This window comes from Paraburkholderia sp. SIMBA_053 (assembly GCF_046534895.1).
GTDB classification, from domain to species: domain Bacteria; phylum Pseudomonadota; class Gammaproteobacteria; order Burkholderiales; family Burkholderiaceae; genus Paraburkholderia; species Paraburkholderia caledonica.
Window position 1 is genome coordinate 347,798 of sequence record NZ_JAWRXU010000005.1, and the last position, 16,606, is coordinate 364,403.

Annotated in this window: 14 protein-coding genes; 1 reads left to right on the forward strand and 13 read right to left on the reverse strand. The window is 62.8% G+C overall.

Annotated elements, in window-relative coordinates:
• The first annotated feature begins 52 nt into the window (after window positions 1-52).
• Entirely contained in the window at window positions 53-892 is an 840-nt protein-coding gene (gene fdhD, locus SB753_RS19240) for a formate dehydrogenase accessory sulfurtransferase FdhD (protein ID WP_088173141.1), read from the forward strand.
• An 8-nt stretch (window positions 893-900) separates the two neighbouring features.
• Here the strand turns inward: fdhD and SB753_RS19245 are convergent, their stop codons facing one another.
• The 13 genes from SB753_RS19245 to SB753_RS19305 form a co-directional block, all read right to left on the reverse strand.
• The gene (locus SB753_RS19245; RefSeq protein ID WP_020069638.1) at window positions 901-1,671 is read right to left on the reverse strand and encodes an enoyl-CoA hydratase; all 771 of its coding nucleotides are present in this window, start codon (window positions 1,669-1,671) and stop codon (window positions 901-903) included.
• Window positions 1,672-1,803: 132 nt separating this feature from the next.
• Window positions 1,804-3,003 (reverse strand): acetyl-CoA C-acyltransferase, encoded by a 1,200-nt coding sequence (locus SB753_RS19250; RefSeq protein ID WP_087750873.1) that lies wholly within the window; start codon window positions 3,001-3,003, stop codon window positions 1,804-1,806.
• A 76-nt stretch (window positions 3,004-3,079) separates the two neighbouring features.
• Window positions 3,080-5,515 (reverse strand): 3-hydroxyacyl-CoA dehydrogenase/enoyl-CoA hydratase family protein, encoded by a 2,436-nt coding sequence (locus SB753_RS19255; protein WP_410801341.1) that lies wholly within the window; start codon window positions 5,513-5,515, stop codon window positions 3,080-3,082.
• Window positions 5,516-5,630: 115 nt separating this feature from the next.
• On the reverse strand, window positions 5,631-7,418 hold the full coding sequence (locus tag SB753_RS19260) for an acyl-CoA dehydrogenase C-terminal domain-containing protein (RefSeq protein WP_087750875.1): 1,788 nt from the start codon (window positions 7,416-7,418) through the stop codon (window positions 5,631-5,633).
• A 117-nt stretch (window positions 7,419-7,535) separates the two neighbouring features.
• The gene (locus tag SB753_RS19265) at window positions 7,536-8,135 is read right to left on the reverse strand and encodes a TetR/AcrR family transcriptional regulator (RefSeq protein WP_020069634.1); all 600 of its coding nucleotides are present in this window, start codon (window positions 8,133-8,135) and stop codon (window positions 7,536-7,538) included.
• A gap of 318 nt (window positions 8,136-8,453) precedes the next feature.
• The gene (clsB, locus tag SB753_RS19270; protein ID WP_410801343.1) at window positions 8,454-9,713 is read right to left on the reverse strand and encodes a cardiolipin synthase ClsB; all 1,260 of its coding nucleotides are present in this window, start codon (window positions 9,711-9,713) and stop codon (window positions 8,454-8,456) included.
• On the reverse strand, window positions 9,710-10,195 hold the full coding sequence (gene nudB, locus SB753_RS19275) for a dihydroneopterin triphosphate diphosphatase (protein WP_027804890.1): 486 nt from the start codon (window positions 10,193-10,195) through the stop codon (window positions 9,710-9,712). Before nudB ends, clsB begins: the two co-directional genes overlap by 4 nt.
• 221 nt (window positions 10,196-10,416) lie before the next feature.
• A complete protein-coding gene (gene aspS, locus SB753_RS19280; RefSeq protein ID WP_087750877.1) occupies window positions 10,417-12,216 on the reverse strand; it encodes an aspartate--tRNA ligase in 1,800 nt (599 codons plus the stop codon).
• Between the two features lie 76 nt (window positions 12,217-12,292).
• Entirely contained in the window at window positions 12,293-12,946 is a 654-nt protein-coding gene (locus tag SB753_RS19285; protein ID WP_020069630.1) for a DUF502 domain-containing protein, read from the reverse strand.
• Between the two features lie 72 nt (window positions 12,947-13,018).
• A complete protein-coding gene (locus tag SB753_RS19290; protein WP_020069629.1) occupies window positions 13,019-13,399 on the reverse strand; it encodes an FmdB family zinc ribbon protein in 381 nt (126 codons plus the stop codon).
• A 236-nt stretch (window positions 13,400-13,635) separates the two neighbouring features.
• Complete coding sequence (locus tag SB753_RS19295) at window positions 13,636-14,259, reverse strand: methyltransferase domain-containing protein (protein ID WP_204522769.1); 624 nt, start codon at window positions 14,257-14,259, stop codon at window positions 13,636-13,638.
• Between the two features lie 19 nt (window positions 14,260-14,278).
• On the reverse strand, window positions 14,279-15,856 hold the full coding sequence (gene ubiB / locus SB753_RS19300; protein ID WP_020069627.1) for a ubiquinone biosynthesis regulatory protein kinase UbiB: 1,578 nt from the start codon (window positions 15,854-15,856) through the stop codon (window positions 14,279-14,281).
• 15 nt (window positions 15,857-15,871) lie between these two features.
• Window positions 15,872-16,516 (reverse strand): SCP2 domain-containing protein, encoded by a 645-nt coding sequence (locus tag SB753_RS19305; RefSeq protein WP_020069626.1) that lies wholly within the window; start codon window positions 16,514-16,516, stop codon window positions 15,872-15,874.
• Between the last annotated feature and the right edge of the window lie 90 nt (window positions 16,517-16,606).

The window sequence follows — 16,606 nt, forward strand, 5'->3', positions numbered from 1 at the left end:
CGGCGGCGCAGTCCGGTACGGTGCGCACGCAGCATAAATGGAGTGAATCAGCTTGAACGAACTGGAAACAGCCGGCCAGCCAGGCGCGGTGGAGCGTCAGGTGCACCGCCATCGCGGTGCGGCGGTCGAAACGGTCACCGACCACGTCGGTCAGGAGTGGCCGGTCGCGCTCGTCTTCAACGGCATTTCGCATGCGGTGATGATGTGCACCCCGCGCGACCTCGAAGCGTTCGCGGTGGGCTTCGCGATCTCGGAAGGAATCGTCGCGCGCGGCAGCGACATTCAGGACATCGAGGTCGAATTGCATGACGACGGCGAATTGCCGCACGCCGAAGTGCAGTTGCAGGTCGTGCAGCAGGCGTTCGTCGCGCTGAAGGAAAAGCGCCGTGCGCTCGCCGGCCGCACCGGCTGCGGCGTGTGCGGCATCGAAAGCATCGACCTGCTCGATCTGAAACCCGAACGCGTGCCCGACACTGGGTTTCTGCAGCGGCTCGCACCGGACGCGATTGCGCGCGCCGCCCGCGAACTGCCGCAGCATCAGGCGCTCACGCGCCTCACGGGCGGCTTGCACGCCGCCGCATGGTGCGACGCGGCGGGCGCAATACGCTACGCGTTCGAAGACGTGGGCCGCCACAATGCGCTCGACAAACTGATCGGCCAACTCGTGCTCGATCGCGTGGATACGAAAGAGGGCTTCGTGTTCCTGTCGAGCCGCGCGAGTTACGAGCTCGTGCGCAAAGCTGCTCGCGTCGACGTGCCGATGGTCGCGACGATCTCGGCGCCCTCGTCGCTCGCAATTGCGATTGCCCGCAAGGCGGGCGTGCGGCTCGTCAGCTTCTGCCGTGAAACCAGCTACGTCGATTACGACACAGCGCAGCCGTCACAAAGCTGAGCAGCCGCTCAGTCGAATTGCCGGAAGTCGGGCTTGCGCTTTTCGAAGAACGCCTTGAACGCCTCGCGCGCTTCGGGCGCGATCAGCATCTTGCCGAAATGCACGGCTTCTTCCGACATCTGCGTTTGCAGTTCCTGGTGGCTCGCGCGCTTCATCAGGCTCTTCGTCACCCGCAATGACGACGCCGGCAGCGCGGCCAGCTTCGCTGCTTGCGATGCCGCGAACGCATCGACTTCCGCAGCCGGGAGTACGCGGTTCACGAAGCCCATGCGCTGTGCCTCGGCGACGTCGAACGCCTCGCCAAGAAGCAGTTTCTCGGCTGCCGCCTGATAGCCGGCGACGCGCGGCAGCAGCAGGCTCGACGCCGCTTCCGGACACAATCCGAGTTGCGCGAACGGCAGCGAGAAGCTCGCGGAGTCGGCGGCATAGACAAGATCGCAATGCAGCAGCAGCGTCGTGCCGATGCCCACCGCCGGCCCCGCCACTGACGCGACCACCGGCTTCTCGGCCGAACTGATTGCACGCAGGAACTGGAACACCGGCGCGTTTTCGCCCATTGGCGGCGACTTCATGAAGTCTTCGAGGTCGTTGCCGGCGCTGAAGATGTTTGCGCTGCCGCGAATCAGGATCGCGCGCACCGACGCGTCGCCTTGCGCCTGCACCAGCGTGTCGGCCATCGTTTGGTACATCGCGGCCGTGATTGCGTTCTTCTTGTCCGGCCGGTTGAAGGCAATTGTCAGCACGCCATTTGCGCGCTCGACCAGAATATCCGTCGTCATTTTGTCTCCTCGACTGCTGCGGAAACTGCTGGAAAACTGCTGCTGCGAATGCGAAAACGGTTCGCAAGCGGCAAGCCTGCGAACCGTTCTGCGCGCCTCAACGGCTTGCCGCTAACACCGGCGGGAACTGTGTCACAGCCGCTCGATAATGCCGGCTGCTCCCATGCCCGTGCCCACGCACATCGTCACCATGCCGTACTTGTAGTTGCGACGGCGCAGGCCGTGCACGACCGTGGACGCACGAATCGCGCCCGTCGCGCCAAGCGGATGACCCAGCGCGATCGCGCCGCCGAGCGGGTTGATCTTCGACGGATCGAGACCGAGGTCCTGAATCACCGCGAGCGACTGCGCGGCGAACGCTTCATTCAGCTCGATCCAGTCGATGTCGTCCTGCTTGAGCCCCGCAGCCTTCAACGCGGCGGGAATCGCTTCCTTCGGCCCAATGCCCATGATTTCCGGCGGCACGCCTCGCACCGCAAAGCTCACAAAGCGTGCGAGCGGCGTCAGATTGAATTGCTTCAGGATCTTTTCCGACACGACAATCAGCGCACCCGCGCCGTCCGACGTCTGCGAGCTGTTGCCCGCCGTCACTGAGCCCTTGTTCGCGAACACCGTGCGCAGCTTCGCGAGACCTTCGAGCGAGGTATCCGCGCGCGGGCCCTCGTCGAGCGCGACTTCACGCGTTTTGACGCGCACTTCGCCGGTGGCCAGATCGGGGAAGCGTTCGGTGATCGTGTAAGCGGCGATTTCGTCGTTGAACTCGCCGGCTTGCTGCGCGGCGATTGCACGGCGATGCGATTCGACCGAGAACGCATCTTGCGCTTCGCGGCTGATCTTCCAGCGCTCGGCGACTTTTTCCGCGGTCAGGCCCATGCCGTACGCAATGCCGACGTCTTCGTTGCGATCGAAGATATGCGGCGACAGCGACGGCTTGTTGCCCATCATCGGCACCATGCTCATGGATTCGCAGCCGCCTGCGATCATCGCGTCCGATTCACCCACGCGGATGCGATCCGCAGCCATAGCCAGCGCGGTCAAGCCCGACGCGCAGAAGCGGTTCACCGTGACGCCGCCGACCGAACTGGGCAAACCGGCCAGCAATGCGCCCATCCGCGCGACGTTCAAGCCCTGTTCCGCTTCGGGAATCGCGCAGCCGACGATGGCGTCTTCGATCACCTTGGTGTCGAGCCCGGGCACCTGCGCAACGGCCGATCTGATAGCGTGAACCAGCAGTTCGTCGGGGCGCGTATTCCTGAACATGCCGCGCGGCGCCTTGCCGATCGGCGTACGGCTCGCGGCGACGATGTATGCGTCTTGCAATTGCTTTGTCATTTGAAGCTCCGATGTAGGCGGCGGTGACGCTTTCGCGCTTACTCCCGCCCCATGCAAATGTATTTGCGCTAGTCGCTCAATTCCGCACCGGCTTGCCGGTCTGCAGCATGCCCATGATCCGTTCCTGGGTCTTTTGCGTGCCCAGCAGATCCACGAACGCGCGACGCTCCAGTTGCAGCAGCCATTCTTCGTCGACGAGACTGCCTGCTTCCACGTCGCCGCCGCACACGGCTTCCGCGATACGGCTTGCGATCAGGAAGTCGTGCTCGCTGATGAAGCGCCCGTCGCGCATGTTCACGAGCGAAGCCTTGATCGTCGAGATCGCCGAACGTCCGGCGACCGGCACTTGCGTGACGCGCAGCGGCGGACGATAACCCGCGCCGGCCAGCGCGCGCGCTTCTTTCTTCGCGACGTCGAGCAGCTCGAACACGTTGAAGACGATCGTGTCGGACGGCTTCAGATAACCCATTGCGCGAGCATCGAGCGCGGAGGCGGAGACCTTCGCCATCGCCGCGTTTTCGAACGACTTCTGCACGAACTTCAACAGGTCGTTGGTCGCGCCGACTTGCGTCGCGGCTTCCGCTGCGCGCAGCGCCGCTTCCTTCAGGCCGCCGCCCGCGGGCACCAGACCCACGCCGACTTCCACCAGACCGATATAGCTTTCGATGTGCGCGACCCGCTTCGCGCTATGCAGCAGCAGCTCGCAGCCGCCGCCAAGCGCGATACCCGATACCGCGGAAACGACCGGCACGCTCGCGTACTTCACGCGCAGCATGCCTTGCTGGAATTTCTTTACGAACGGCTCGATGCCCTTCGCGCCGCCCATCATGAACGCGGGCATCGCTTCTTCCAGGTTGGCGCCCGCGGAGAACGGGCCGCCCGGCGTGCCGAGCTTCAGCGATGTCGGCTGCCATACGACGAGACCTTTGTACTCTTTCTCAGCGAGTTCGATTGCCTGCGTGAGACCGTCTATCACCGACGGTCCGATCGTGTTCATCTTGCTCTTGAACGACACGATCAGCACGTCGTTTTCGCCGGCGCGGTCGTCCACCCAGGCGCGCACGGCGTCGGTTTCGAACAGCGTCTTGCCGTAGGTCTTCGGGTCAGCAACCGTTTCGCCGACGAGCGGTGCGCGAAACACCTGCCGGTCGTACACACCGAGCGACGAACGCGGCACGAAAGTCTTCGAAGCGGGCGACCATGAACCTTCGTTCGTATGCACGCCGCCCTTCTCGGCGACCGGGCCGTCGAGCACCCACGACGGCAGCGGCACGTTCGAAAGCGCCTTGCCCGCTGCGATATCTTCCTGCACCCATTCGGCGACCTGCTTCCAGCCCGCGGTCTGCCAGCCTTCGAACGGGCCTTCGTTCCAGCCAAAGCCCCAGCGGATTGCCAGGTCGACGTCGCGCGCGTTATCGGCGATCGATTCCAGATGCACGCCGATGTAGTGGAACACGTCGCGGAAAATCGACCACAGGAACTGAGCCTGCGGATGCTGCGATTCGCGCAGCAGTTTGAGGCGCTCGGCCGGCGGGCGCTTCAGGATGCGGCCGACCAGTTCGTCCGCCTTCGCACCGCCATCCACGTAGTCGCCCGTTTTCGGGTCGAGCACCTTGATCGCCTTGCCTTCTTTCCGATAGAAGCCGCCGCCGGTCTTCTGACCGAGTGCGCCCTTCTTCACGAGTTCGGCGAGCACGGCCGGCGTTTCGTAGACGGGGAAGAACGGATCGTCCTTCAGGTTGTCCTGCATCGTCTTGATGACGTGCGCCATTGTGTCCAGACCGACCACGTCGGCGGTCCGGAACGTGGCCGACTTCGCACGGCCGAGACGCGATCCGGTCAGGTCGTCCACTTCGTCGAAACGCAGGCCGAATTTCGCGGCTTCGGTAATGACGGCGAGAATCGAGAAAATGCCGACGCGATTCGCGATGAAGTTCGGCGTGTCCTTCGCGCGCACAACGCCCTTGCCGACCACGCTCGTCAGGAACGTTTCCAGTTGATCGAGAATTTCGGGGCGCGTCGTCGCGGTTGGAATCAGTTCAACGAGATGCATGTAGCGCGGCGGATTGAAAAAGTGCACGCCGCAAAAGCGCGCCTTCAGCTCGTCCGCGAAACCTTGCGAGAGTTCGGTGATCGACAGGCCCGACGTGTTGGTCGCGAAAATCGCGTTCGGCGCGATATGCGGCGACACCTTCTTGTACAGGTCGTGCTTCCAGTCCATGCGCTCGGCGATCGCTTCGATCACGAGGTCGCATTCGGCGAGCTTCTCGATGTCGTCGTCGTAATTCGCCGGCTGAATGTATTGCGCGTCGTCTTTCACGCCGAACGGCGCCGGCGACAGCTTCTTCAGATTCTCGATCGCCTTCAGCGCGATTGCGTTCTTCGGGCCTTCTTTGGCGGGCAGGTCGAACAGCAGCACGGGCACCTTGGCGTTGATCAGGTGCGCGGCGATCTGCGCGCCCATCACGCCGGCGCCGAGCACGGCTACCTTGCGAATGATCAGATTGCTCACGTCGTTCCTCCGGGGAGTTATGCGGTGTCGCGAATGTGTCGGCTGGTTCGCGACATGTGTGGCTGGCGAACGCGCCGCGCTGTTCGAATGAGCGCGACGCGTTCCGTGAGATGGCTTAGAACAGCGCTTCTTCCACTTCCATGAGCGGCTTCGAACCGGCGCGCGCCTGACGGATCGTCATGGCGGTTTCAGGCAGCAGCTTCGCGAAATAGAAGCGCGCGGTGGCGAGCTTCGCCTTGTAGAACGGATCGCCCGACGCTTCCTTGTCCAGCGCGATGCGCGCCATGCGCGCCCAGAAGTACGAGAACACGAGATGGCCGACAGTGCGCAAGTACGGCACGGCAGCGGCGCCGACTTCGTCCGGGTTCTGCATGGCCTTCATGCCGATTTCCATTGTCAGCTTCTGCACCTTTTCGCCGATGTCGGCGAGCGGGTTGATGAATTCCTGCATTTCCGGCTTCACGCCTTCCGCTTCGACGAACTCCGTGACGAGCTTGCCGAACTTCTTCATCTTCGCGCCCATGTCGCCGAGAATCTTGCGGCCGAGCAGGTCGAGCGCCTGAATCGCGTTAGTGCCTTCGTAGATCATGTTGATACGCGCGTCGCGCACGTACTGCTCCATGCCCCACTCGGCGATGAAGCCGTGGCCGCCGTAAATCTGCATCGCGTGATTGGTGCCTTCGAACGCGTTGTCCGACAGGAACGCTTTCAGGATCGGCGTGAGCAGCGCGACGAGATCGGCGGCTTCCTTACGCACCGCTTCGTCGGCGTGCGACAGTTCCTTGTCGATGTGCAGCGCGGACCAGTATGAAAACGCGCGCGCGCCTTCCGCATAGGCCTTCTGCGTGAGCAGCATGCGACGCACGTCGGGATGCACGATGATCGGATCGGCGGCCTTCTCGGGCGCCTTCGGGCCGGTCAGCGAACGCATCTGCAGACGCTCTTTCGCGTACGTGAGCGAGTTCTGATACGCAACTTCGGTGAGGCCGAGACTCTGCATGCCGACGCCAAGGCGAGCCGCGTTCATCATCACGAACATCGCGTTCAGGCCTTTGTTCGGCTCACCGACGAGCCAGCCCTTCGCGTTGTCGAGATTGATCACGCAGGTCGCGTTGCCGTGAATGCCCATCTTGTGTTCGATGGAGCCGCACTTCACGCCATTGCGTTCGCCCGGCTCGCCGGCTTCGTTCGGAACGAACTTCGGCACGATGAAAAGCGAAATGCCTTTGGTGCCCTTGGGTGCATCCGGCAAACGCGCGAGCACGAGGTGGACGATGTTCTCCGCGAGATCGTGCTCACCGCTGGAGATGAAAATCTTCGTACCGCTGATCGAGTACGAACCGTCGCTGTTCGGCTCGGCCTTGGTGCGCAGAATGCCGAGATCGGTGCCGCAATGCGGTTCGGTCAGACACATCGTGCCGGTCCATACGCCGGAAACGAGCTTCGGCAGATAGCGCTGCTGCAGCTCGGGCGTGCCGTGTGCGTGCAGACATTCGTAGGCGCCGTGCGAGAGACCCGGATACATGGTCCACGCCTGATTCGCCGAGTTCAGCATTTCGTACAACGCGTTGTTGACGAACGCGGGCAGCCCCTGGCCGCCGTATTCCGGATCGCAGCCAAGCGCCGGCCAGCCAGCTTCCACATACTGCTGATAGGCTTCCTTGAAGCCCTTCGGCGTGGTGACGACGCCGTCGCCGACGTACGTGCAGCCTTCCTGGTCGCCGCTGTGATTGAGCGGGAACAACACTTCGGAGCAGAACTTGCCGGCCTCTTCGAGCACGGCGTTGATCGTCTCCGCGTCGAGATCCGCGTGCTTCGGCATCTGCTTGATCTCGGCTTCGACGTTGAGCAGTTCGTGCAACACGAATTGCATGTCGCGCAGCGGCGCGGCGTACTGTCCCATGACTCTCTCCAAAGTTTGACAAGAAGCCAGGCCGTTAGCGCAAGTGCGTCACGCGGATGCTGTTTGCGTTCTCGCCGCTGAACCTTGTTCAGGTTTCGCGGTTTGCCGCGGTTTGCACTAACGGCTTTCGCTCTGATACGAAACAATCAATTTTTCCAGCGCGGCCCACGTAAGACGCACCGCATCCGGCAGATGCAGGAAGCGCGCGTCGTGATGCAGGCCGAGCGTGAAGCTGTACAGTTCGAAGAGCATCAACTGCGGGTCCGTATCGGCACGCAAATGCCCTTCCTCTACCGCCTGCGAAATCGCGCGAGTCAGCGCGGCGCGCCAGATCGTCACGCTCGACACGAGTTGCTCGCGCACCTGGCTATCCGCGCGGTCGTCGTACTCGACGGCGCCGCTAATGTAGATGCACCCGGTCGTGACTTCCTGAATGCGCTTCTCGATCCAGCGGGAAATCATCGCTCGCAAGCGCGGCAGTCCGCGAGGTTCGCGCAGGCTCGGGAAGAACACCTCGTCTTCGAAACGACGGTGATATTCGCGCACCACTTCAACCTGCAAGTCTTCGCGCGATCCGAAATGCGCGAACACACCGCTTTTGCTCATCTGCATGCGCTCGGCCAGGAGGCCAATCGTCAGACCTTCAAGTCCGTCGCGGCTTGCGAGATCAAGTGCTGCATCGAGAATCGCGACTCGCGTCTGTTCGCCTTTTCGCATAGCTTTTTACCGTTCTAATGTGACCGAAATGAAAATCGAACGGCCGTACTATTATTGAGTGGCGCCGTCCGCGAAACAAGGACTTTATTAGAAACCGGTTTCTAACCAGGTTTCAATTCTGCGGCATCTGGCAATCGGAGGAAGCTGATTTTTTAGAGGGGTTCGCCTTGAGGCAATTGTTGCTCAGGAGGACACCCGTTTGATTGCTGCTTCCGTTGCCGTTTTTGCCGTAAGGCCGGCATGATGCCGTACAAAGGCCGCCATCAGGAAGGGGCGGACGCCGAGTTGGCATTGCGTCTGTGTTGCGTCGGCGCCCCTTCAATCGTAGCCGCCCACCGTGAGCAGCTTCATCACCGCCCGGTAGGTCGTGTAGGCGAGCCAGTTGAGCAGGCGCTCGCCGGCCGGGCGCGCATCGTAGTGCGCTTCGTCGATGCGCCGTGAGTCCTTGAAAGCGACCAGAATCGCCTCGCGAAGCGCGTCGATCGACGGATCGTTCACCAGCACGACATTAGCCTCGTTATTGAGCATCAGGCTCAGCGCGTCGAGATTCGACGAACCCACGGTCGCCCAGTTCGAGTCGACCACCGCGACCTTGCCGTGCAGCAGGGTTTTCTCGTACTCGGCGATCTGCACGCCTGCTCGAAGCAACGCGCGATAGAGAAACGGCACGGCGTAATCGAGCGCCTTGAATTCCTTACGCCCGATGATCAGCTTCACCACCACGCCCCGCCGCGCCGCGTACACCAGCGCGCGCCGCAGCTTGCGGCCCGGCATGAAGTACGGGTTCGCCAGCAGCACCTCCTCGCGAGCCTGGCCGATCGCCGTCAGATACGCTTTTTCGATCGCCCGGCGATTGATCAGGTTGTCGCGTGCGACGAAGGCGACGCAGGGTTCGCCGCCCGCCCACAGCTCCTCGTTGCGGCGCCGGCGGCGACGTCTCAGGTTGCCGAGCGACGCTGCCGTCTTCGGAGTCAGATCCGGCTCCAACGAATCGAGCGGCCGATGCCCGACCCGAATCCGGCGCCACTGCACTTCGAAGGCCTCGCGGATGTCGTTAACCACCGGCCCGTGCAATTCCACCGCGAAATCCCAGCGTCGATAGGGCAGCCTTTCGCCGTCGTTCTCGTAATCGTCGACGATGTTGATGCCGCCGCAGTACCCGAACTGATCGTCGATCACGGCGAGCTTGCGGTGCGTGCGCGAAAAGCCGAAGCGCCCGAAGATATGCGGGTTGTAGATTCGATGCTCGATGCCCGCGCTGGCCCACTCGTCGAACATCGACAGGCGCGCAGTGCCGATGCCGTCGGTAATCACTCGCACGCGCACGCCGCGCGCCGCCGCTCGCAGCAACGCTGCGCCGACCGACTGGCCGGCCTCGTCGTTGCAGAAGATGTAGGTTTCGAGAACGACGTCGCGCTCCGCGGCATCGATGCGCTCAATGAGCGCGCTGAAGTACTCGCCGCCCGAGCGCAGCAGCTTGACCTCGTTGCCGCTCGTGAAGCGGTAGCGCTGCCAATAGCGGCGGCCGAGCAGCGATTGCCGCAGGCGGGCGAAACGGCGTGCGCCGCCGACGCTCATGCGCGAGACTCCGAACGCTCGCGCAGCCTCTTGGGCAATTGCAGAATCGCATCCGCATTCGACGAAGAGAAACAACGCGACGCCGCCTCTTCATATGGCAGCCAGAGAAATGCGGTGTGTTCGCGCGGCGCCAATGTCACTTCGAGCTGTTCGGGCACTTGTACGCTGAACCAATGCTCGGTGTTATGGATCACGCCTTCGCCGTAACGATGCAGGAACTGCGGATAGATCTCGTACTCGATCGAGTATTGCCAGTCGAACAAGGCGCTCTCCGGCACCAGTGCGCTGCCAATCACGATGCCCGTTTCTTCGGCCACTTCACGGATCGCCGTCTCGGCGAGCGGCTCATCGAGCCGGTCTTTGGAACCCGTCACCGATTGCCAGAAGCCCGGAATATCGGCGCGCTCGATCAACAGCACGTCGAGCGAGGGCGTATGAATGACGACAAGTACGGACTGCGGGATCTTTGGCGGTTTCGGCATGGCGTGAAAACTGGGCGCAACGCTTGCGCGGTACATGTCGGCGAGTGGTCCAATGAGCGAGCAGAAGCTGTTGCATGGACTGTAACGCAAAAAGCAAAAAAGGCGCATGACGCGCCTTTCTCGTTTTGCTATTTCATCAAGCGTATCTTGCTCGATGTTGCTTATGCCAGCTTGCGTGCTAGCCCGCGTTGCCGTTCACAGGCAGCCGCGGGTCACCTCGATTACGCCTTCGGTTCCGGCGTACGCAAGCGGATGTGCAACTCGCGCAACTGGCGCTCGTCCACTTCGCTCGGCGCTTGCGTGAGCAAGTCTTGCGCGCGCTGCGTCTTGGGGAACGCGATCACGTCGCGGATCGAGTCGGCGCCGGCCATCATCGTGACGATGCGGTCCAGGCCGAACGCAATGCCGCCGTGCGGAGGCGCGCCGTATTGCAGCGCGTCGAGCAGGAAGCCGAACTTGGCTTGCGCTTCTTCCGCGTTGATCTTCAGCGCACGGAACACCTTGCTCTGCACTTCTTCACGATGAATACGCACCGAGCCGCCGCCGATTTCCCAGCCGTTCAGCACCATGTCGTAAGCCTTTGCGAGGCAGCGCGCCGGGTCCGTTTCCAGATACTCGAGGTGCTCGTCTTTCGGGCTCGTGAACGGGTGATGCGCGGCGACGTAGCGGTTGTCTTCCTCGTCGTATTCGAACATCGGGAAGTCGACCACCCACAGCGGCTTCCAGCCCGATTCGACGAGGCCGTTTGCCTTGCCGAATTCCGAGTGGCCGATCTTCAGGCGCAGCGCGCCGAGGCTGTCGTTCACCACCTTCGCGCGGTCCGCCGCGAAGAAAATGATGTCGCCGTCTTGCGCCCCGGTGCGCTCGATGATCGCCTTGACCGCTTCGTCGTGCAGGTTCTTGACGATCGGGCTTTGCAGGCCGTCACGGCCCTTCGCCACTTCGTTGACCTTGATCCACGCGAGACCCTTGGCACCGTAAATGCGCACGAATTCCGTGTAGCTGTCGATGTCGCCACGTGAAAGCTCGCCGCCCTTCGGCACGCGGATCGCCGCGACTCGGCCGTCTTTGGTGTTAGCCGGCGTGCTGAACACCTTGAAGTCGACGTCTTTGACCGCATCGGTCAGGTCGGTGAACTCGAGCTTTACGCGCAGGTCCGGCTTGTCCGAACCAAAGCGGCGCATGGCTTCCGAATACTGCATAACCGGGAATTTCTCGTCCAGTTCGACGCCGATCGTTTCCTGGAACACGTGACGGATCATCGCTTCGAACAGATCGCGGATTTCCTGTTCCGACAGGAACGAGGTTTCGCAGTCGATCTGCGTGAATTCCGGCTGACGGTCGGCGCGCAGGTCTTCGTCGCGGAAGCACTTGACGATCTGGTAGTAGCGATCGAAGTTCGCCACCATCAGCAGCTGCTTGAAAAGCTGCGGCGATTGCGGCAGCGCGAAGAACTGGCCGGGGTTGGTGCGCGACGGCACCAGGTAGTCGCGTGCGCCTTCCGGCGTGCTCTTGGTGAGCATCGGCGTTTCAATGTCGACGAAGCCCTGCGCGTCCAGATACTTGCGCACTTCGATCGCCACACGGTAGCGCAGACGCAGGTTGTGCTGCATCTGCGGACGGCGCAGGTCCAGCACGCGATGCGTAAGACGCGTGGTTTCCGACAGATTGTCGTCGTCGAGCTGGAACGGCGGCGTGATCGACGCGTTCAACACGATCAGCTCGTGGCACAGCACTTCGATCTTGCCGCTTTTCAGCGCGGCGTTCGTCGTGCCTTCCGGACGGCTGCGCACCACGCCCTTGATTTGCAGACAGAATTCGTTGCGCACGCCTTCGGCGGCCTTGAACATCTCCGCGCGGTCCGGGTCGCAGACGACCTGGACGAGGCCTTCGCGGTCGCGCAGGTCGATGAAGATAACGCCGCCATGGTCGCGGCGGCGGCTTACCCAGCCGCACAGCGAGACGGTTTGGCCCAGCAGTTCTTCGGTCACCAGACCGCAGTATTCAGATCTCATCGACATGATGTTTGACTTTCGTTTTGCATTAGTTGAACGGCGCGCCGCAGCTGAACACTGCGTGAAACGTTGCGCGCCGGCATTACAGCGGAGGCTCGACTGTCGTGCGGCGTACCGGCGCCGGCGGCGCGGACGGCGCCACCACGCCCATCGAGACGATGTACTTGAGCGCGGCGTCGACGGTCATGTCGAGTTCGATCACTTCGCTCTTCGGCACCATCAGAAAGAAGCCGGACGTTGGGTTCGGCGTAGTCGGCACGTAGACGCTGACGTGATCTTCCTTCAGGTGATTGATCACGTCGCCGCCCGGAATACCGGTGAGAAACGCGATCGTATAGGAGCCACGGCGCGGATATTCGATCAGAAGCGCCTTACGAAAGGCGTTGCCGCTGCTCGACAGCAGCGTGTCGGACACCTGCTTGACGCTCGTGTAGATCGGTCCGACCACGGGAATGTGCGCGACGACGACTTCCCACCACTTCACGAGCTTCTGCCCGACGAAGTTCTGCGTCAGCAGCCCGACGACAAAGATGAACGCCAGTGTCAGCACCGCGCCGAGACCGGGCAGACGGAAGCCGAACACGCGCTCCGGTTGCCATGCGCGCGGCAGTAGCAACAGCGTCTGGTCCATCGTGCCGATGATCAGACCGAGCACCCACAGTGTGATGGCCAAAGGCACCAGCACCAGCAGGCCAGTCAGAAACACCGATTTGAGTGTCGTTTTTTTCGTCGTCATGTGTACCGCCAGAAAGCCGCGCCGCGAAAGCGCTGCGCGGCGTGTGCGCCGCCCGCGAGGGCGGCAGTCCCACTAGGCGCTGCCCGAACTGCTAGCGCCTGTGCTAGCCGCCGGCGCCGCAGCGGGCGCGGCCGGCGTGGCGGCTGCGCTGCTGGCCGTGGCCGTGTCGGATTTCGCGGCGCCATTGCCGGCAGGTGCGGCAGTCCCGGCCGGGCTGCCGTTGGACGCACCGTCCGCGTCCGCCTTCGCCGGCGCGCTCGTGCCGGTATTGCCGCCGCGGAAATCGGTCACGTACCAGCCGGAGCCCTTCAACTGGAAGCCTGCGGCCGTGACCTGTTTCCGAAAAGTGTCTTTCCCGCATTCGGGACATTGCGTCAACTGGGCGTCGCTCATCTTCTGAAGCACGTCTTTCCCGAAGCCGCATGACTCGCAACGATAAGCGTAGATCGGCATGACCTGTTCCCTACTGAAATCTTGTAAACGCTTGCAAAGCCTTGAATTATAGCCGCAAACGATAACGCTCCCCGCATTTTGGGGATAAGCGTCCGACGCGACCGCCGATGCGCCAGATGAGGGCGGCTACCGGGAAAATCAAGGGCCGCGCTGGCGCCGGAAGCGCGTTACACGTCTCGCACGTTGCCGCTTCCAGTTGCCGCTATAGTCGCCCGCCAATTCCCGTCGCGCCACGCTCACGCGCGGCGGCGCCAGGTCAGCCAGCGCTCTCGCCCGGCGAATACGGCGATCGAATCGGTCACGGGTTCGTCTTCGAGCAGTTCGAAAAACGGCGTCAGCAGCCCTTCCAGTTCGCCACGCTCGATGCCGAACGGCGGCCCCTTCGGCGTCGTGCCGAAAAAGAAGAATCCGGCGAGCAGCGCGCCCGCCGGCAACAGATCCGCCATTCGACGCGCATAGTCGACGCGCCGCGCCAACGGCAACGCGCAGAGAAACGCCCGCTCGTAGATCCACGCCGGCCTGAACGGCGGCTCGTAGGTGAAGAAATCGGCTTCTTCCACGAGTTCGGCATGTTGCTCGCCCAATTGCGCGCGCGCCGCCGCAACCGCTGCCTGCGAGAAATCGATCGCCCGAACCGGGCTGCCGTGCTCTGCCAGCCAGACGGCTTCATATGCGCTGCCGCAACCCGGAATCAGCACCGCTTTTCCGGTGTGCCGGCTCGCAAACGACTGAAACGCCGACGGCACACCCGCCTGATCCCACGGCATGAAATGCTGCTCGAACCGCTCGTTCCAGAACGCCGGCGAATTCGGATCACGGTTTTCGAAATCGGGGACCGGGGATTGGGTCGTGTCGCTCATCACGTGCCTCGCAAACTCATTAGCTGCCGTAGGCCAGCGCGAGGACCACTCGCGCAAGCGCCGCGCCGACGCCGACCGCTACGCCAAACAGCAGCAAGCCCTGCAGCAGCCGGTTAGTACGCTTCTGTTCGAGCAGGATCTGCCGGATCATGTCGTCGTTGCCGACCCGCCCGTGATCGTGGCGCTCGGCCAGCACATGATGGATCAGGCGCGGCAACTGTGGCAGCGTCTTGCTCCACTGCGGCGCCTCGATCTTGAGCCGCTCGTACCAGCCGCGCAGGCCGATCTGCTCATTCATCCAGCGCTCGAGATAGGGCTTTGCCGTCTTCCACAAATCCAGCTCGGGGTCGAGCGATCGGCCGAGACCTTCCACGTTAAGCATGGTCTTTTGCAACAGCACCAGTTGCGGCTGGATTTCCACGTTGAAGCGGCGCGACGTAGAAAACAGACGCATCAGCACCTGACCGAGCGAGATGTCCTTCAGCGCGCGGTCGAAATACGGCTCGCACACAGCACGAATGGCGCTTTCGAGTTCTTCCACGCGTGTGGTGGGCGGCACCCAGCCCGATTCCAGATGCAGCGTTGCGACGCGGTGGTAGTCGCGCTTGAAAAACGCCAGGAAGTTCTGCGCGAGGTAGTTCTTGTCGAAGTCCGACAGCGCCCCGATGATCCCGAAATCCAGCGCGATATAACGGCCGAAATGCGCCGGATCGAGGCTCACCTGAATGTTGCCGGGATGCATGTCCGCGTGGAAAAAGCCGTCGCGGAACACCTGAGTGAAGAAAATTTCGACGCCTTCGCGCGCCAGCTTCGGGATATCCACGCCCGCCGCCCGCAATGTATCCACCTGGCTGATCGGCACGCCGACCATGCGCTCCATGACGAGCACGGTTGGCGTGCAGAACTCCCAGTACATTTCCGGCACGAGCAGCAGATCGAGCCCGGCGAAATTACGGCGCAACTGGCTGCCGTTGGCCGCCTCGCGCATGAGATCGAGTTCGTCGTGCAGGTACTTGTCGAACTCAGCGACCACCTCGCGCGGCTTCAGGCGCTTGCCGTCCGCCCACAAACGCTCGGCCCACACGGCGATGTCGCGCAGCAACGCGAGGTCCGAATCGATAACGGGCAGCATGTTCGGACGCAGCACCTTCACAGCGACGGCCTTGCCCGCATGCTGTCCGGCCTTCACCGTCGCGAAGTGCACCTGCGCGATGGACGCGCTCGCCACAGGCACCCGCTCGAAATCGTCGAACAGCACGTCGACCGGCGCGCCCAACGACTTTTCGACCAGCCCTATCGCCACCGCCGAATCGAACGGCGGCACCTGGTCCTGAAGCTTCGCGAGTTCGTTCGCGATATCGACCGGCAACAGGTCGCGCCGCGTCGACAATACCTGCCCGAACTTGACGAAGATCGGCCCGAGGCTTTCAAGCGCGAGCCGCAAACGCACGCCGGGCGGCGCGTCGAACTTGCGGCCGATCGTGGTGATACGCAGCAGCATGCGCACGCGCCGGTCGTTGACGCGGCCGAGCATCATCTCGTCGAGACCGAAGCGGATAACCGTGAAAAATATCTTGAGGAAACGCAGAAAACGCATGGTTGTGCCCGGTGACTAGCGCGTGCCGCGCAACGTGGCGGCGCCGCCCGGCACAACTGCGCCGTGGGCTTCGACCTTCTGTTCAAGACGCTGGATACGTTTTTCCACTCGCGCCAACGCGTCGCGGGCCTGCGCCAGCTCGGCGTTGAAATCTTGCAGCGCGGCGCGGCGCACGAGCTGAGGATTCTCGTCGAGCAGATATTCGGTGGCCGTATCGAGCAGATTGCGACCGGTGCGCTGGACATGTTCGCCGACCGTGCGCACGATCGACGCAACCCGCCACGCGGGGCCGTCGCCGATCAGCTTTGCGAGATCCTCCTCCGGCTCCCAGCGCAAATGCTCGGCGAGGTGGGCAATGACCGTGGCGAACTCCGCGTCCCCTTCGATCTTCACGTGTTTCATGACAGCCGCCTGGCCACCCTGCACGAACGCGGGCAACGCGTCGGACGGGACCGAGATGGTCACGTCGAACTGTTGGGCGTCGCTTGCGCCGAGCGTAGTCAGATAGCCGTCCGGCTGCACCAGCAGCATCAGCACGACAGGTGGCGACGACAGTCTGGCGGTCCTGCCCGCATAAGGGGCGAGGCGCTCACGGGCCCACGATTCGCGGGCGAGCAGATGATTGACAGCAGCAGCGAAAGGCTTGGCGGCGAGGGTCATTGAAAGTGGCAAGAAAAAACCCGCGCAAGCGAGTGCTCGCGCGGGTTCCTATTGTAACGTCCGTTCGCTTCGCGGCTTGCTCGGCTGAAC